The organism is Limnohabitans sp., from assembly GCF_023910625.1.
Taxonomy (GTDB): Bacteria; Pseudomonadota; Gammaproteobacteria; order Burkholderiales; family Burkholderiaceae_C; genus Limnohabitans_A.
Genome location: NZ_JAAVVW010000003.1, coordinates 79,813 through 97,235, shown reverse-complemented (window position 1 = coordinate 97,235; position 17,423 = coordinate 79,813). Strand labels below are relative to the sequence as shown.

The following is a 17,423-nucleotide window of genomic DNA, read 5'->3' as shown; positions in this document are numbered from 1 at the left end:
CTGTTCTTGAAGACGCGTCACTGGTTGGCGCTGACCGCCAAGCGCCTTTGAGCGAGCGGTCACTCAGCAAGCTGCGCTGGCGCAGCCGTCGCGGCCTGCTCGAAAACGACTTGTTCATCGAACGCTTCTTCAACCGCCATGCAGACGGCTTGACGGTAGGCCAGGCCCGAGGCATGTACGTGCTGATGGACCTGTCAGACAACGATCTCATGGACTTGCTGTTGCGCCGCAAGGCGCTGCAGCCCGAGATCAGCACTCAAGAGGTGTGCGAAGTCCTGGACATGCTGAGAGCCTGAGCCTGGCAAGGCTCAAACCCGCCAACCTAGAGGAAACCCACCATGAAACTCGCTGACAACAAAGCCACTCTGTCGTTCTCCAATGGCAGCCCCAGCATCGAGATGCCTGTTTACTCCGGCAACATCGGCCCCGACGTCATTGACATCCGCAAGCTGTACGGGCAAAGCGGCATGTTCACCTATGACCCGGGTTTCCTCTCGACGGCCTCATGCCAATCCGCCATCACCTACATCGATGGCGACAAAGGCGAGCTGCTGTACCGTGGTTACCCCATCGAGCAGTTGGCCAACAAGGTGGACTATCTGGACACCTGCTACTTGCTCTTGAACGGTGAATTGCCCGTCGGCCAGCAAAGCAAAGACTTTCACAAGTTGGTGAACAACCACACCATGGTCAACGAGCAAATGCAGTTCTTTCTGCGCGGCTTCCGTCGTGACGCCCACCCGATGGCCGTCTTGACCGGTCTGATTGGTGCTTTGTCGGCCTTCTACCACGACAGCACCGACATCAACAACCCCGAGCACCGCCACATTGCCGCGATTCGCCTGATCGCCAAAATGCCCACCCTGGTGGCCATGGCCTACAAATACGGCGTGGGCCAGCCCTACATGTACCCCCGCAACGACCTGTCCTACGCGGGCAACTTCCTGCGCATGATGTTCGGCACCCCCTGCGAAGACTACGTGGTCAACCCCGTGCTCGAACGCGCCATGGACCGCATCTTCACCCTGCACGCCGATCACGAACAAAACGCCTCCACCTCCACCGTTCGCCTGTGCGGCTCATCCGGCACCAACCCATTTGCCGCCATTGCTGCGGGTGTGGCCTGCCTCTGGGGCCCTGCCCACGGCGGCGCCAACGAAGCCTGCCTGAACATGCTGGAAGACATCCAGAAAATGGGGGGCATCTCCAAAGTCGGCGAATTCATGGAAAAGGTCAAAGACAAAAATTCTGGCGTCAAGCTCATGGGTTTTGGTCACCGCGTTTACAAAAATTACGACCCCCGCGCCAAATTGATGCAAGAAACTTGCGACGAAGTTCTGAAAGAACTCGGCCTGGAAAATGACCCGCTGTTCAGACTGGCCAAAGCCTTGGAAAAGATTGCGCTAGAAGACGACTACTTCGTCAGCCGCAAGCTATACCCCAACGTGGATTTTTACTCCGGCATCGTGCAACGCGCCATCGGCATTCCCGTGAACCTGTTCACCGGTGTTTTTGCCTTGGCCCGCACGGTCGGCTGGATCGCCCAACTGAACGAAATGATCGGCGACCCCGAGTACAAAATCGGCCGTCCACGACAACTGTTCACCGGCTCTGTGCGCCGCGACGTGCAACGTTGATCGGCTAAAACCGGCACCCCAAAGCCCGCCTTGTGCGGGCTTTTTTACGTTTTTGTGTTGTCGATGCACTCTTGTGGTGGCAGTGCCGTGGCCCGGCAGGCCGATTTGCTGGCGCGAAGCGACTGATGAGGCCTGGCGGGCGACGGCGCTACCGCCACAAGCCCACGCAAAGCTGGATCGGTCACGTGCAAGGGTGACAAAGAAAGCATGCGAACCGCATAAAATGGCAGGCTGCACAGCAAGGAAGCACATGCCCCGTACCCTCTACGACAAGATCTGGGACGAACACGTCGTCCACACCGAAGAAGACGGCACCTCTGTCCTCTACATCGACCGCCACTTGGTGCACGAAGTCACCAGCCCCCAAGCCTTTGAAGGCCTGCGCCAAGCCGGTCGCAAAGTCTGGCGCGTCAGCTCCATCGTGGCGACTGCCGACCACAACACCCCCACCACCGGCTGGGAGTTGGGCTACGACGGCATCACCGACCCGATCAGCAAAGAACAAATCACCACGCTGGACGCCAACATCAAGGCATGCGGCTCGGCCGCTTTCTTCCCCTTCCTGTCCAAACGCCAGGGCATCGTGCACGTCATTGGCCCTGAAAACGGTGCCACCCTGCCCGGCATGACCGTGGTCTGCGGCGACAGCCACACCTCCACCCACGGCGCGTTTGGCGCACTGGCCCACGGCATCGGCACCTCCGAGGTCGAGCACGTCATGGCCACCCAAACGCTCTTGGCCAAAAAAGCCAAAAACATGCTCATCCAGGTCGAAGGCAAGCTGGCCAAAGGCGTCACCGGCAAAGACATTGTGCTGGCCATCATCGGCCAAATCGGCACTGCGGGCGGCACCGGCTACACCATCGAATTCGCAGGCTCAGCCATCCGTGCCTTGAGCATGGAAGGCCGCATGACCGTCTGCAACATGGCCATCGAAGCCGGTGCGCGTGCGGGCCTGGTGGCGGTGGACGACAAAACCATCGACTACGTCAAAGGCCGCTTGCTCTCGCCAGGCACCGACCCCAAAACCGGCCAATTTGTTGGCGGCACCGAATGGGAGCAAGCCCAGGCGTACTGGAAGACCTTGCAGTCCGACCCCGGCGCGCACTTTGACGCCGTGGTCGAACTCGATGCCAGCACCATCGTGCCTCAAGTCACCTGGGGCACCTCGCCCGAAATGGTGCTGGGCATCGACGGCCACACGCCCGACCCCGACAAAGAAAAGGACGACGTCAAACGCGACGCCATTGAGCGCGCGCTGACTTACATGGGCTTGCAGCCCGGCAAGGCCTTGGCCGACATCACCATCGACAAAGTTTTTATTGGTTCTTGCACCAACAGCCGCATCGAAGACATGCGCGAGGCCGCTGCCGTGGTCAAAAAGCTCGGCCAGAAAGTGGCCAAGAGCGTCAAGCTGGCCATGGTCGTGCCCGGTTCGGGTCTGGTCAAAGTGCAAGCCGAACAAGAAGGCCTGCACGAGATCTTCAAGGCCGCAGGCTTTGAGTGGCGCGAGCCCGGCTGCTCCATGTGCCTGGCCATGAACGCCGACCGCTTGGAGCCCGGCGAGCGCTGTGCCTCGACCAGCAACCGCAACTTTGAAGGCCGTCAGGGTGCGGGTGGCCGCACCCACCTGGTCAGCCCCGCCATGGCGGCTGCTGCGGCCATCCACGGTCACTTCGTTGACGTTCGCAAATTCGCCTGAAGCGTTCGAGGAACCACAACATGCAAAAATTCACCCTCCTCAAAGGCATCGTGGCCCCCATGGACCGCGCCAACGTGGACACCGACGCCATCATCCCCAAGCAGTTCCTCAAGTCGATCCGCAAGACGGGCTTTGGCCCCAACCTGTTTGACGAATGGCGCTACCTGGATGTCGGCCAGCCCGGCGTGCCCGAGTCCGACCGCAAGCCCAACCCCGACTTTGTGTTGAACCAGCCGCGCTACCAAGGCGCCAGCATCCTGCTGGCCCGCAAAAACTTCGGCTGCGGCTCCAGCCGCGAACACGCCCCCTGGGCCATCGACCAATACGGCTTTCGCTGCGTGATCGCGCCCAGCTTTGCCGACATCTTCTTCAACAACTGCTTCAAAAACGGCCTGCTGCCCATCGTCTTGCCCGAGGCCACGGTGGACCTGCTGTTCAACGAAGTGGCCGCCTTCCCCGGCTACGAACTCACCGTGGACCTGGAGCGCCAAGTGGTCGTTCGCCCTCAAGGCGAAGAGATCCCCTTCGAGGTGCAGGCCTTCCGCAAGTACTGCCTGCTGGGCGGCCTGGACGACATTGGCCTGACCCTGCGCCACGCCGACAAGATCAAGGCCTTTGAAGCCGAGCGCCTGGCCAGCAAGCCTTGGTTGGCACACACCGCCCAAATGGGGTAATTGGCCATTTATTGGGGTATTCATTGATCTGAATACCCCAATTTTGCGATAGCATCCCCTCATTCTTTTATTTTTGAATGCTATTGGATGCACTCCTTGCTGCCTGACTTTCTTGCCAAGTTGCGCTTTGATGCGCAGCAGTTGGCAACACTGCGCGCCTTGGGGGAATACAGGGGCAAGCAACAACTTTTTGTCGCGCAGTCACCCGAGGTCTTGAGTGACCTAAGACAGGTTGCTGTCGTTGAATCAACCGAATCGTCCAACCGCCTTGAGGGCGTGGTGGTCGCCCCACATCGCCTAAAGTCGCTGGTGCTCAAAAATGCGACGCCGCAAAGCCGATCAGAGCAAGAAGTGGCGGGCTATCGCGATGCGCTGGGATTGATCCACGAAAGCGGTGAGGAAATGCCTTTCTCAGAGGGCACCATCCTGCAGCTGCACAGCATGCTGTATCGCTACATGCCTCAACCGGGCGGGCATTGGAAAGCCACGAACAATGACATCATCGAGCGTCACCCCGATGGCAGCTCGCGCATTCGCTTCAGGCCCGTCGCGGCACATCTCACGCCCATGGCGATGACGGACATGATGGCGCGCTACAGAACGGCTCTGGACCAACATCTGGCCGATCCGCTGGTGCTGGTGCCTTTGGTTGTTCTCGACTTTCTTTCCATTCACCCCTTTCCAGATGGCAATGGCCGCATGGCGCGCCTGCTGACCTTGCAGCTGCTGTATCACTTTGACTATGCAGTCGGTCGCTTCATCAGCTTGGAACGCATCTTCGAAGAATCGAAAGAGAGCTATTACGAAACGCTAGAAACCAGCTCGCAAGGTTGGCACGAGGGCGAGCACAACATTGCACCATGGCTCGATTACTTTTGGGGTGCGCTGCTGCGCGCCTACAAAGAGTTTGAGGAACGTGTAGGCACCATCGAGCGAGGACGCGGAGCCAAGGGTGACCGTGTTCGCGCTGAAATTCTCAAACGCCAACTGCCCTTCTCCATCACCGACATCGAAGAAGCCTGCCCCGGCATCAGTCGTGACACAGTGCGCATGGTGCTGCGCGCCATGAAAGCAGAGGGGCTGATTGCACCCATGGGCAAAGGCCGAAGCGCCAAGTGGACACAAATCCAATCTGAGGGAAAGAGCTGAATGGCCCAAGTTCTGACGCCACACCCAAGCCAATACTACGCGTGGCTAATCACACGCCGGACGGCGGGCGACTCTGTTGAGTCACTCGCTTCCACCTTGGTGGACTCGCAAGTTGACCTCAACCCCCATCAGTTTGAGGCAGCCTTATTCGCCTCAAAGTTCAACTAACAGCTACACCACTGCAAAAGTTTGACTCGGACACCGAACGGCGCTTCGCAGTCATCCTGGAGCGCGATGCATTGAAGTGGTTCAAGCCAAGGCAGTGGCTGCGTCGCGCTGGTGTAAACATGCGTCTGACCACACGGCATCAGTGGGTAGCAAGCCTTGGCGCTACTTGCTCGTGCCGCACGATGACGTTGCAGAATCAAAGCGGCTGACCGATTTCTTGCAATTTGAGGTGAAATTCACATCGTCCGCTTGAGGTGGTGTCCACCTAAAATAACGATTCACTTCCAGTTTTTTACTCTCTTGCGAGCCTGCTCGCCTCTCAACATGAAAATCGCAGTCCTCCCCGGTGATGGCATCGGCACCGAAATCGTCGCCGAAGCCGTCAAAGTTTTGAACGTCCTCGACCTGAAGTTCGAGATGGAAACCGCCCTGGTCGGCGGCGCGGCTTATGACGCGCATGGCCACCCCCTGCCCGAAGCCACGCTCAAGCTGGCCATGGCGTCTGACGCCGTGCTGTTTGGTGCGGTGGGCGACTGGAAATACGACACGCTCGACCGCCCGCTGCGCCCCGAACAAGCCATTTTGGGCCTGCGCAAAAACATGGGCCTGTTCGCCAACTTCCGCCCGGCCATTTGCTACCAGCAACTGGTGGGCGCGTCCAGCCTCAAGCCCGAGTTGATCTCCGGTCTGGACATCCTGATCATCCGCGAGCTGACGGGCGATATTTACTTCGGCCAGCCACGCGGCCGCCGCATCGCCACCGATGGCCATTTCCCCGGCGCCGAAGAAGCCTTTGACACCATGCGCTACGCCAAGCCCGAGATCGAGCGCATCGCGCACGTGGCTTTTCAGGCCGCTCGCAAGCGCAAAGCCGCTGGCAAAGAGGGCCGCGTGACCAGCGTGGACAAAGCCAACGTGCTCGAGACCTTCCAGTTCTGGAAAGACGTGGTCACCGAAGTCGGCAAAGCGTACCCCGACATCGCGCTGGACCACATGTATGTGGACAACGCCGCCATGCAACTGGTCAAAGAGCCTAAGCGCTTTGACGTGGTGGTCACCGGCAACATGTTCGGCGACATCCTGAGTGACGAAGCGTCCATGCTGACGGGCTCCATCGGCATGCTGCCCTCGGCCAGCCTGAACACCAAGAACCAAGGTCTGTACGAACCCAGCCACGGCAGCGCCCCCGACATCGCGGGCAAAGGCATCGCCAACCCACTGGCGACCATCTTGTCAGCCGCCATGATGCTGCGCTTCAGCTTGAACCAAGGCGAAGCCGCCGAGCGCATCGAATCAGCGGTGCAAAAAGTGCTGGCCCAAGGCCTGCGCACCGGCGACATCTGGAGCGAAGGCACCACCAAAGTGGGCACCGCGCAAATGGGTGATGCGGTGGTCAAGGCTCTGGCTTAAAACCAACACGGGCGCTGTCAGAAATACCGCAGGCAGCATCCATTACAATTTCGGCCATGTTCCACGCCCGCCTGTTCAACCCGAACTTCGCTTGTGCCACCACGGCAGCAGTTGGCGCGCGTGCAACCCCCACCAAAACCACGACCATTAAGGGCTGATCCGGCCTGGTTCGTCGTGCGCCCTCCCCGGCCAGACGAGCCGGGCAAACAGCCTGGTCAAACACTGTTTTTAAAACTGAAAGGGCGTTGAAATGAGCAAGTTAGTAGGTTTGGTCGGCTGGCGCGGCATGGTCGGCTCGGTGTTGATGGACCGCATGATTCAGGAAAAAGACTTTGACCTGATCGAGCCCCTGTTCTTTTCCACATCCAATGCCGGCGGCAAAGCCCCCGCGATGGCCAAGAACGAAGCCACGCTGCAAGACGCCTTCAACATCGAGCAACTCCAGCGTTGCGAGATCATCATCACCGCCCAAGGCGGTGATTACACCTCCGAGGTCTTCCCCAAACTGCGCGCTGCCGGCTGGAAAGGCCACTGGATCGACGCCGCATCGACCCTGCGCATGGAAAAAGACGCCGTGATCATCCTCGACCCGGTCAACATGCCCGTGATCAAGAACGCCCTGGCCCACGGTGGCAACAACTGGGTGGGTGGCAACTGCACCGTGTCGTGCATGCTGATGGGCGTGGGCGCCTTGTTCAAAGCCGGCTTGGTCGAGTGGATGAGCACCCAAACTTACCAGGCGGCTTCCGGCGGCGGCGCGCAGCACATGCGCGAGTTGATGACCCAATACGGCACCCTGAACGCCGAAGTCAAAGCCTTGCTGGACGACCCCAAGAGCGCGATTCTGGAAATTGACCGCTTGGTGGTGGCCAAGCAGCGCGCCCTGACTGCGACTGAGACCGCCAACTTTGGCGTGCCTCTGGGCGGCTCCTTGATCCCCTGGATCGACAAGGACCTGGGCATTGGCAAAAACCGGGATGAACCCGGTTGGGGCACGTCCAAAGAAGAGTGGAAAGGCATGGCCGAAACCAACAAAATCTTGGGGCTGGGTGAGGCATTTGGCTCTGCGGCCATCCCGGTGGACGGTTTTTGCGTGCGCGTGGGCGCCATGCGCTGCCACAGCCAGGCTTTGACTTTCAAGCTCAAAAAAGACGTGCCCGTGGCCGACATCGAAGCCATGATCGCCGCCGACAACGAATGGGTCAAACTGGTGCCCAACACCCGCGAAGCCACCCTCCAAGACCTGACCCCCGTGGCGGTGACCGGCACCATGACCATTCCGGTGGGCCGCGTTCGCAAGCTGGCCATGGGCCCTGAGTACGTCGGCGCGTTCACCATCGGTGACCAACTGCTGTGGGGCGCGGCCGAGCCGCTGCGCCGCATGTTGCGCATCTTGCTGGACGCTTGAGGTCTGCATGCCCTGCGTGTCCAGCGTACCGAACACCTGGCCTTGGCTGTTCATGACCCGGACACCTCCAAGGCCTGCACCATGAGACTGGCGCTGGGTATTTGCTATTCAGGCACGGCCTACCAAGGCTGGCAAAGCCAAAGCACGGGTTTGACCATCCAGGACAAGCTCGAAAAAGCCCTGGCCCAGTTTGCCGATGTGCCTCGCATCAGCACCCTGTGCGCTGGCCGCACCGACGCCGGGGTGCACGGCCTGATGCAGGTGGTCCACTTTGACACCGAGATCGAACGCGACGCCCATTCCTGGGTGCGCGGCACCAACCGTTATTTGCCCTGCGACATTTCGGTGCAATGGGCGCAAGTGGTGCCAGGCAGCTTCCATTGCCGGGGCAGCGCCATCGGCAGGCGCTACATCTATGTGCTGCTCGACTCGGCTGTGCGCCCCAGCCTGGAGGCGGGTCGGGTGGGCTGGGTGTACCGCCCCCTGGCCGAAACGCCCATGCGCCAGGCCAGCCAGCACCTGCTGGGCGAACACGACTTCTCTTCCTTCAGGGCCAGCAGCTGCCAGGCGCTGTCCCCCGTCAAAACGCTGCGCCACATCCAGATCAGCCGACGCGGCGCTTATTGGCGCTTTGAATTTGAGGGCAACGCCTTCTTGCACCACATGATCCGCAACATCATGGGCTGCCTGGTCACCATCGGCCAGGGCCTGCAGTCGCCAGACTGGATGCGCGAGGTGCTGCATGCCCAAAGCCGCGATGCCGCCGCCCCCACGTTTTCGCCCGCCGGCCTGTACTTTGCCGGGCCGATTTACAGCGCAGAATGGGGCCTGCCCGACGCCACCCCTGCTTTGGATTGGTTGCCATGAACCCGCAACAACGCACCCGCATCAAGATGTGCGGCTTCACCCGCGAAGCCGACGTGCTGGCGGCCTGCGCCGCAGGGGCCGATGCCATTGGTTTTGTGCTGTACCCCCCCAGCCCGCGCAGCGTGAGCATCGAACGGGCTGCCGAGCTGGCCCGGCTGTTGCCCGCCTTTGCGCTGCCCGTTTTGCTGTTCGTCAACGACACGGCCGAGCGCATCCAGGCAGCGTGCAAGGCCGTGCCGGGGGCTTGGTTGCAGTTTCACGGCGATGAAACACCAGAATTTTGCGCGGCCATGACGCGGCTCACGGGCCGCCCGCACCTCAAAGCGGCCCGAATCCCCCTGTCCGAGGTGGCCGACTTCGACTTGCTAGAATTTGCGCTCCTTCACCAACAAGCCCACGCCCTCTTGCTCGACGCCCATGTCGACGGATACGGCGGCGGCGGAAGAACATTCCATTGGTCACTCCTGCCAACAAGCGTCAATGCTCACCTCGTTTTGTCTGGTGGACTCACACCTGCAAACGTGGGCGACGGCATTCGGGCGCTGCGCTCACACGGCCTGTCTCTGGCCGTTGACGTGAGCTCCGGCATCGAGGCCGCCAAGGGCCTGAAAGATGCCCAAAAAATCCAGCAATTCGTGGCCGCCGTGCGAGCGGCCGATGCTGACCTCCTTTGAATTTTTTCCGGGTTGAACCCCGGCCCCAATTGCCATGTACGACTACCAACAACCCGATGCCAAAGGCCATTTCGGCATCTATGGCGGCAGCTTTGTCAGCGAAACCCTGACCCACGCCATCAATGAGCTGAAGGCCGCCTACGCCCAATACCAGCACGACCCGGCCTTCATTGCCGAATTCAAATCCGAGCTGGCGCACTTTGTGGGCCGCCCCTCACCGGTTTATCACGCCGCCCGCATGAGCCGCGAGATGGGCGGCGCACAAATATTCCTCAAACGCGAAGACCTCAACCACACCGGCGCGCACAAGATCAACAACACCATCGGCCAGGCCATGCTCGCCAAGCGCATGGGCAAGCCGCGCATCATTGCCGAGACCGGTGCAGGCCAGCACGGCGTGGCCACCGCCACCATCTGCGCCCGCTACGGGCTGGAATGCGTGGTGTACATGGGCAGCGAAGACGTCAAGCGCCAAAGCCCCAACGTCTACCGCATGAAGCTGCTGGGTGCGACCGTGGTGCCCGTCGAGTCGGGCAGCAAAACCCTGAAAGACGCCCTGAACGAAGCCATGCGCGACTGGGTGGCCAATGTGGACAACACCTTTTACATCATCGGCACCGTGGCAGGCCCCCACCCCTACCCCATGATGGTGCGCGATTTCCAAAGCGTGATTGGGCAAGAGTGCCTCACGCAAATGCCCGCGATGTTCAAGAGCCTGCAAATGGCCGAACAGCAGCCCGATGCGGTCATCGCCTGCGTGGGCGGTGGCAGCAACGCCATGGGCATCTTCTACCCCTACATTGCGCACGAAAACACCCGTCTGATCGGCGTGGAAGCCGCAGGCGAAGGCATGGATTCGGGCAAGCACTCTTGCTCGCTGCAACTGGGCAGCCCCGGCGTGTTGCACGGCAACCGCACCTACATCTTGCAAGACAACAACGGCCAGATCACCGAAACCCACAGCGTGAGCGCAGGCCTGGACTACCCCGGCGTCGGCCCCGAGCACGCCTTCCTCAAAGACATTGGCCGCGCTGAATACGTGGGCATCACCGACAAAGAGGCGCTCGAAGCCTTCCACTATTTGTGCCGTACCGAAGGCATCATCCCCGCCCTCGAATCCAGCCACGCCGTGGCCTATGCCATGAAGCTGGCCAAAACCATGCGCCCTGACCAGTCCATCTTGATCAACCTGTCGGGCCGTGGCGACAAAGACATCGGCACCGTGGCCGACTTGTCGAACGCCGACTTTTTCTGCCGCCCCAGCTGCCAAGGCCAGTCGGTCAAAGGTGCCGAGCAGCCTGTGAACTTTGTGAAGTGAGGGCTGAAACATGAGCCGCATCGACGCCACCCTCTCCGCCCTCAAAGCCCAAGGCCGCAAAGCCCTGATCCCTTACGTGACGGCAGGTTTCCCCCAAAAAAACACCACCGTACCGCTGATGCACGCCATGGCCCAGGCCGGGGCTGACATCATCGAGCTGGGGGTGCCCTTTTCGGACCCGTCAGCCGATGGCCCGGTCATCCAGAAAGCGGGCGACAAAGCGCTGGCTCTGGGCATTGGCACCGTGCAGGTGCTGGCCATGGTGCGCGAGTTCCGCCAAACCAACAGCCACACCCCCGTGGTGCTGATGGGCTACGCCAACCCGGTGGAGCGCTACGACCAAAAGCACGGCCCCGACAGCTTCATCCGCGATGCCTCGGCTGCCGGGGTGGACGGCGTGCTGATCGTGGACTACCCGCCCGAAGAATGCGTGGAATTTGCCGCCAAACTGCGTGCCCACAGCATGGACCTGATCTTCTTGCTGGCCCCCACCAGCACCGACGAGCGCATGCAGCAAGTGGCCAAAGTGGCCAGCGGCTACGTGTATTACGTGTCGCTCAAAGGCGTGACCGGCTCTGGCACGCTGGACACCGACGCCGTCGAAGCCATGCTGCCGCGCATCCGCCAGCACGTCAGTGTACCGGTGGGTGTGGGTTTCGGCATCCGCGACGCAGCAACCGCCAAGGCCATCAGCAAAGTGGCCGATGCGGTGGTGATCGGCTCACGCCTGATTCAACTCATCGATGCCGCCCCGGCAGACCGCATCAACGCCGTGGCCGGTGAATTTTTACAAGGCATCCGTCAGGCGCTCGATGCCTGAGCGACGGAGCCCGGTCTGCGAACCCGATGCCCCTCACGGGTCAGGGGCCAACCCGACCGTTTCAACGATAATTGGCAGCACAAGGAGACTCCCTGATGTCCTGGCTCGAAAAACTGCTCCCCCCAAAAATCCAGCACACCGACCCGGCTGAGCGACGCACAATTCCTGAAGGTCTGTGGGTCAAGTGCCCCAGTTGCGAGACGGTGCTGTACAAAACCGACCTCGAAGAAAACCAGAATGTCTGCCCCAATTGCTCGCACCACCTGCGCATCGGTGCCCGCACCCGCCTGAACGTCTTTCTGGACGGCGAAGGCCGCTACGAAATCGGCCAGGAAGTTCTGCCGGTGGACCCCCTCAAATTCAAGGACAGCCGCAAGTACCCCGAGCGCCTGAAAGAGGCCATGGACAACACCGGCGAGACCGATGCCCTGGTGGTCATGGGCGGCGCGGTGCACAGCATCAACCTGGTGGTGGCCTGCTTCGAATTCGACTTCATGGGCGGCTCCATGGGCTCGGTGGTGGGCGAGCGCTTCGTGCGCGGCGTCGAAGCCGCCATCGCACAAAAAGTGCCCTTTGTGTGCTTTACGGCCACGGGCGGTGCCCGCATGCAAGAAGGCCTGCTCTCGCTCATGCAAATGGCCAAGACCAATGCCGCCTTGACCCGCCTGGCCAAAAAAGGCCTGCCCTACATCAGCGTGCTGACCGACCCCACCATGGGTGGCGTGTCGGCCGGTTTTGCCTTTTTGGGCGACGTGGTCATTGCCGAGCCCAAAGCCCTGATCGGCTTTGCCGGTCCCCGCGTCATTGAAAGCACCGTGCGCGTGACCTTGCCCGAAGGCTTTCAGCGCGCCGAGTTCCTGCAAACCAAGGGTGCTGTGGATTTCATCTGCGACCGCCGACAACTGCGCAAAACCATCGCCAGCACCCTGGCCATGCTCCAGCGCCAGTCAGCAGACGCGGTCAGCTAAGCTGGCCCACGCCACAAAAACAAAGGCCCTCCTTGGAGGGCCTTTGTTTTTGTGGCAAAGCCTTCAACGACTCATGGCAAGCCGTTCATTTGCAGCGATGCCAACACCATGCCAATCAACTGCAAAACCACCAACAAGGCGATGGGCGACAAATCCACCCCACCCACCAAAGGCACCACCCGCTGGAAAGGCCGCAAAAAAGGCTGACTCAAGCGCGCCACCAGGCTGTACATGGGTGAGCCAGGGTTCACCCAAGACATCACCGCCAACACCAGCACCAGTGCGCTCAGGGCCGACACCACCAACTGGGCCATGCCCACCAGGCTCACCAGGGGCAGCAAGCCCAAAGCCCCCTGCCCGCCTGCCAACAGCCACAACAGCGAGTACTGCACCAATTTGACAAGGAAAGCGCCCACCAGACTCGACCAATCCCAGGCCGACCATGGCGGGATCACCCGGCGCAGCGGCAAGAGCAACCAATCGGTCACCGCAAACACAAACTGGCCCAACGGCTGGTGGAAAGAAATGCGCTGCCACTGCATCAAAAACCTCAGCAAGCAGGTGCCCGCCACCAAACCAGCCAACACCTCCAGCACCAAACTGACCATTTGAAACAGCATTGACATCCTCCTGCTCGTGCAATGATACCCAGATGCCCTCAAGCCAGAACGCCACGACGGCACTGCCCCTTTTCCCATTGGGCACGGTGCTGCTCCCTGGCGCTCTGCTGGCCCGGCAAAAGCCCCTGCTGCGGCTGGAGCTGATCGGCGACAGGGGCGGCCCCCGCAAAGCGCTCGCCTCAGCCTGGGGCATCGTCATCTGGCAACCCAGGCCCCCAGCCGCCCGCAAACTCTTAAAATAGACCGCTTTGCACTTTGGCGCTGCCGCCAGACTCTGCCGGCAACCCCGACTCAAGTGCCCCGCGCACCCAGCCCAACCACCACCCGCCATGCCAGACACAAACGCCAACGCCCCAACCGCGCTCGCCCCGCAAGATGACAACCAACTGATCGCCGAGCGCCGCGAAAAACTCAAAGCCATGCGCCAGGCGCAGGCCGAAGGCAAAGGCGTGGCCTTCCCCAACGACTTCAAGCCCGAGCACCACGCCGCCAACCTGCACCAAGCCCACGGCGACAAAGACGCCGAAGCCTTGAACGGCGAAGGTGTGGCCAAAACCACCGCCAAAGTGGCGGGCCGCATGATGCTCAAGCGCGTCATGGGCAAGGCCAGCTTTGCCACGTTGCAAGATGCCACGGGCCGCATCCAGGTCTATGTGACCCGCGACGACGTGGGTGAAGACCTGTATGCCCTGTTCAAGCACTGGGACCTGGGCGACATCGTGGGCGTCGAGGGTCATTTGTTCAAGACCCGCACAGGCGAGCTGTCCATCCACGCCACCAGCATCCGCATGCTCACCAAGAGCCTGCGCCCCATGCCCGACAAGTTCCACGGCGTGGCCGACCAAGAAGTGAAGTACCGCCAGCGCTACGTGGACCTGATGACCGACGAAGCCGCCCGCAAGCGCTTTGTGGCCCGCAGCAAGGCCGTCAGCGGCATCCGCGAGTTCATGGTCCAGCACGGCTTTCTGGAAGTCGAAACGCCCATGCTGCACCCCATCCCCGGCGGTGCCAACGCCAAGCCGTTCATCACGCACCACAACGCGCTGGAGCAAGAAATGTTCTTGCGCATCGCGCCCGAGCTCTACCTCAAGCGCTTGTTGGTGGGCGGTTTTGAACGTGTGTTCGAGATCAACCGCAACTTCCGCAACGAAGGCATCTCGGTGCGCCACAACCCCGAATTCACCATGATGGAGTTTTATGCAGCCTACTGGAACTACCAGGACCTGATGGGTTTTACCGAAAGCCTGATCCGCAACGCGGCCATGACCGCTGCGGGCACCCTGGACTTGACCTACAACGGCAAGCCGGTGGACCTGAACAAGCCTTTCGCCCGCATGACGATCCGCGAAGCGATCGTGAAATACACCGAAGCTGGCGAAGCATGTGAAACCGGCACAGGCGCACGGGTGGACAATGCCGAATGGCTGATCAACGCCCTCAAAAAACTGGGCATGAACGAAGCCAAGGACAAACTGTCCACCCGCAGCCTGGCCAGCCTGCAGGTGTTTTATTTTGAGGAAACCGTGGAAGACAAGCTCTGGGAGCCCACCTTCATCATGGAACACCCCACAGAAATCTCACCACTGGCCCGCGCCAACGACACCCGCCCCGAAGTGACCGAGCGCTTTGAGCTCTACATCACCGGCCGCGAGTTCGGCAACGGCTTCAGCGAGCTGAACGACGCCGAAGACCAGGCCGCACGCTTTCACGCACAAGTGGCCGCCAAAGACGATGGCGACGACGAAGCCATGTACTACGACCACGACTTTGTGCGTGCATTGGAATACGGCATGCCCCCTGCTGGCGGCTGTGGCATCGGCATTGACCGCCTGATGATGCTGCTGACCGACAGCGCCAGCATCCGCGACGTGATCTTGTTCCCGGCGCTGCGGCACGTGCAGGAATAAGCGGCCCACCCGCCCCCAGCCCCAGGCTCTGTTCAGCGCCCGGCGATCAGCCCGAGCAACTGGGCTTTGTGCAAAGCCTGCAAACGGTTGTTCACGCCCAAACGTTCGTAAAGACGACAAAAATGGACTTTGACGGTGTGCTCGGAAATGCCCAGTTTTTGGGCAATGGCCTGATTGGCCATGCCGGACTGCAGCAAAATCAAAAGCTGTGACATGCGGCGCGTCAACTTCACCGCCTGCAAGGTCTGGCCCTGATCGCCTGGGGCCATCAGGCCCAAAGAGGCAAAACTCGCGGCCAACTTATCCCAGGGCACCAGCTCGCCAAACAACAAATCGTCCTTGCCCCAGCCCAGCTTGAGCCGCGTGGCCGCAAGATCGTCGCCACCACCAAACCCCACAAAACGCAGGCCGGGGCACACCGATCTGAACATGCGGAACTGCTCTATTTGCTCTGCGTCGGTGCAGGTATCCACCCAAATCCAGGTGGGGCTGTATTGCAACGACAAATGCAAAATGTCGCCGATGTTCGTCGCCGACACCACCCGCAAACCCGGCAGCTTGTCGCTGAACATCGAAGCAATGGCTCTGCCAACGTCAGGGTGCGAGTGATAAACCACCAGGCACCCTGGCCAAGAATCATGGTCTGACATGAATAACACCTTCAAAAAAACGCATCTCGACCGCTTCAAGAATGCAGGGGGGGGTTGATGCCGACGGTGACGGCCACCCTGACCTGAATGTCTTGCCGGGTTTGCGTGGCCGACTGAGGCTGGCTTTGGTCATGGCTGGCTGTTGACATGAACGGTTTTGTCAATTTGCCTGATGTCATTGACCGGGGGGCTCATTCGAATGTCTCGATTTCGACTTTTGTTAGACTTAATTAATGATTAATTGCAATAATAACATGCTTTTGCATTTATTAGATATAAAACGTAATTATTTTAATAAAGTCAGTTTCAGGCTGCCCGCATGCCCCAGCCCCGCATGGGTCGTTGTTGAAACGATCGAGTTCACCAGCGGCCAGACGGGGGTGGCCAGCGGCGCTACGCAGACTGACAAGTTCGACCTCGGTGTCGCCTAATATGCATTGGTTTTTAATGGAACGATGTACCTAGTGGGGCGGCTGGCGCTAGTGGGGTGGCCGGCGCCCACGGCTGGCGACATCGTCTGGTGCCATTTCCCTGACAACATTCACCCTGCACCCAAGCCACGCCCCGGCCTCATGATTTCGACCAAGGAAGACGCCGAAGGCATGATTTTCTTGAGCGTGGCGTATGGGACCCGCCAAAAGACGGAGCGTCTTGACAGCGGGGAATTCAGAATCGCAAAAAGCGCGCAACCCAGTGCATACACCAGCGCCGGTTTGAGCTACGACACCAAATTCGACCTGAGAAACGTGCTTGAGCTCCCGTTCAACGACGCCTACTTCTCGGTCCCACCGCATGCGCCATACGGCCAAATCCCACAACTCGGAACTCTGCATCCGAGTAGGGTCAGGATTGCCGCCACCGCTTTTGCGGCAGCAAGTCAACAGTGACCTTGACCCCGTAGTAACCGATTACCCGCAACCCATTACCCTTGCCCCTACGGCACCTCTAAAGGCGCGCATGATGGCAGGATGGGGTTGCTGATGAAAGCGAGCACGCCGCCGTAGGCCCAGGGGCCAGGCAGGCCCCCATCGGTATTGCGCAAGCTGCTGTCTAAACAATAGCAGCCTGCAAGCCCGAGGGCCGGGCTGACCTGCGCATGGCAGGCTTGGCGTGGCCCAACACTCACAACACCTGCAATATGGCGTTAGGGCGAGCATCGGTGTCGCCAAAAAGGTAAACATAACTGTCGTTAGCCATGACTATGTGTCCACCGGCGCCGAACGACGTGGCCGAATGGATAAGTTCAATATTTGTCCAGCCCGGTGCAAGGGGGCCGTTGCTCCTGATCTGCTGGCCCGTAGTCATTGAGGTGTTGAACTGGTCCCAAATAGCACTCAGGTCTGCGCGTTGGTTCTGTTGACTGTTGACAACAAGGAAGTTGCCTGACAGTGGAGTCATTGACCGCCCCGGTCACTAATGCCAGCCTCCAGTTGTTGAACGCAGCCAAATCG

General features: G+C 60.4%; 18 protein-coding genes and 1 pseudogene. 16 read left to right on the top strand and 3 right to left on the bottom strand.

Going from position 1 to position 17,423, the window contains the following annotated elements:
* The first annotated feature begins 20 nt into the window (after window positions 1-20).
* The 13 genes and pseudogenes from HEQ17_RS03340 to accD all read left to right on the top strand — a co-directional run bounded on the left by HEQ17_RS03340 (window position 21) and on the right by accD (window position 12,795).
* Window positions 21-296 (top strand): succinate dehydrogenase assembly factor 2, encoded by a 276-nt coding sequence (locus tag HEQ17_RS03340; RefSeq protein ID WP_296293660.1) that lies wholly within the window; start codon window positions 21-23, stop codon window positions 294-296.
* 42 nt (window positions 297-338) lie between these two features.
* Window positions 339-1,637 carry a citrate synthase gene (locus HEQ17_RS03335; RefSeq protein WP_296291286.1) on the top strand — a complete coding sequence of 433 codons (1,299 nt, stop codon included), beginning with the start codon at window positions 339-341 and terminating at the stop codon, window positions 1,635-1,637.
* 250 nt (window positions 1,638-1,887) lie between these two features.
* The gene (leuC, locus tag HEQ17_RS03330) at window positions 1,888-3,339 is read left to right on the top strand and encodes a 3-isopropylmalate dehydratase large subunit (RefSeq protein WP_296291285.1); all 1,452 of its coding nucleotides are present in this window, start codon (window positions 1,888-1,890) and stop codon (window positions 3,337-3,339) included.
* 20 nt (window positions 3,340-3,359) lie between these two features.
* Complete coding sequence (gene leuD, locus HEQ17_RS03325; RefSeq protein WP_296291284.1) at window positions 3,360-4,013, top strand: 3-isopropylmalate dehydratase small subunit; 654 nt, start codon at window positions 3,360-3,362, stop codon at window positions 4,011-4,013.
* An 87-nt stretch (window positions 4,014-4,100) separates the two neighbouring features.
* Complete coding sequence (locus HEQ17_RS03320; RefSeq protein ID WP_296291283.1) at window positions 4,101-5,162, top strand: Fic family protein; 1,062 nt, start codon at window positions 4,101-4,103, stop codon at window positions 5,160-5,162.
* A 144-nt stretch (window positions 5,163-5,306) separates the two neighbouring features.
* Window positions 5,307-5,583: pseudogene (locus tag HEQ17_RS03315) on the top strand (hypothetical protein); the annotation flags it as partial.
* A 71-nt stretch (window positions 5,584-5,654) separates the two neighbouring features.
* Window positions 5,655-6,740, top strand: a complete 1,086-nt coding sequence (gene leuB, locus HEQ17_RS03310; protein WP_296291282.1) for a 3-isopropylmalate dehydrogenase — start codon at window positions 5,655-5,657, stop codon at window positions 6,738-6,740.
* A 250-nt stretch (window positions 6,741-6,990) separates the two neighbouring features.
* Window positions 6,991-8,148: an aspartate-semialdehyde dehydrogenase gene (gene asd, locus HEQ17_RS03305; RefSeq protein WP_296291281.1), complete on the top strand. Its 1,158-nt coding sequence runs from the start codon at window positions 6,991-6,993 to the stop codon at window positions 8,146-8,148.
* An 81-nt stretch (window positions 8,149-8,229) separates the two neighbouring features.
* Window positions 8,230-9,015: a tRNA pseudouridine(38-40) synthase TruA gene (truA, locus tag HEQ17_RS03300; RefSeq protein ID WP_296291280.1), complete on the top strand. Its 786-nt coding sequence runs from the start codon at window positions 8,230-8,232 to the stop codon at window positions 9,013-9,015.
* On the top strand, window positions 9,012-9,689 hold the full coding sequence (locus HEQ17_RS03295) for a phosphoribosylanthranilate isomerase (RefSeq protein ID WP_296291279.1): 678 nt from the start codon (window positions 9,012-9,014) through the stop codon (window positions 9,687-9,689). The genes truA and HEQ17_RS03295 overlap by 4 nt, the downstream gene beginning before the upstream one ends.
* Before the next feature lie 34 nt (window positions 9,690-9,723).
* A complete protein-coding gene (trpB, locus tag HEQ17_RS03290; RefSeq protein ID WP_296291278.1) occupies window positions 9,724-11,007 on the top strand; it encodes a tryptophan synthase subunit beta in 1,284 nt (427 codons plus the stop codon).
* Window positions 11,008-11,017: 10 nt separating this feature from the next.
* A complete protein-coding gene (gene trpA / locus HEQ17_RS03285) occupies window positions 11,018-11,827 on the top strand; it encodes a tryptophan synthase subunit alpha (protein ID WP_296291277.1) in 810 nt (269 codons plus the stop codon).
* Window positions 11,828-11,922: 95 nt separating this feature from the next.
* Window positions 11,923-12,795: an acetyl-CoA carboxylase, carboxyltransferase subunit beta gene (gene accD, locus HEQ17_RS03280; protein WP_296291276.1), complete on the top strand. Its 873-nt coding sequence runs from the start codon at window positions 11,923-11,925 to the stop codon at window positions 12,793-12,795.
* 71 nt (window positions 12,796-12,866) lie between these two features.
* Here accD and HEQ17_RS03275 read toward each other — a convergent pair whose 3' ends face one another.
* Window positions 12,867-13,415, bottom strand: a complete 549-nt coding sequence (locus tag HEQ17_RS03275) for a YggT family protein (RefSeq protein WP_296291275.1) — start codon at window positions 13,413-13,415, stop codon at window positions 12,867-12,869.
* A gap of 329 nt (window positions 13,416-13,744) precedes the next feature.
* On the opposite strand from HEQ17_RS03275, the gene lysS reads away from it, so the two are divergent.
* A complete protein-coding gene (gene lysS, locus HEQ17_RS03270) occupies window positions 13,745-15,322 on the top strand; it encodes a lysine--tRNA ligase (RefSeq protein WP_296291274.1) in 1,578 nt (525 codons plus the stop codon).
* Window positions 15,323-15,354: 32 nt separating this feature from the next.
* Here the strand turns inward: lysS and HEQ17_RS03265 are convergent, their stop codons facing one another.
* Entirely contained in the window at window positions 15,355-15,972 is a 618-nt protein-coding gene (locus HEQ17_RS03265) for a helix-turn-helix transcriptional regulator (RefSeq protein WP_296291273.1), read from the bottom strand.
* A 254-nt stretch (window positions 15,973-16,226) separates the two neighbouring features.
* Here HEQ17_RS03265 and HEQ17_RS03260 point away from each other — a divergent pair, with 254 nt between their 5' ends.
* Window positions 16,227-16,403 (top strand): hypothetical protein, encoded by a 177-nt coding sequence (locus HEQ17_RS03260; protein WP_296291272.1) that lies wholly within the window; start codon window positions 16,227-16,229, stop codon window positions 16,401-16,403.
* 141 nt (window positions 16,404-16,544) lie between these two features.
* Window positions 16,545-16,859: a hypothetical protein gene (locus tag HEQ17_RS03255; protein WP_296291271.1), complete on the top strand. Its 315-nt coding sequence runs from the start codon at window positions 16,545-16,547 to the stop codon at window positions 16,857-16,859.
* A 235-nt stretch (window positions 16,860-17,094) separates the two neighbouring features.
* On the opposite strand, the gene HEQ17_RS03250 is transcribed toward HEQ17_RS03255, so the two are convergent.
* The gene (locus HEQ17_RS03250; protein ID WP_296291270.1) at window positions 17,095-17,370 is read right to left on the bottom strand and encodes a hypothetical protein; all 276 of its coding nucleotides are present in this window, start codon (window positions 17,368-17,370) and stop codon (window positions 17,095-17,097) included.
* Window positions 17,371-17,423: the final 53 nt, after the last annotated feature.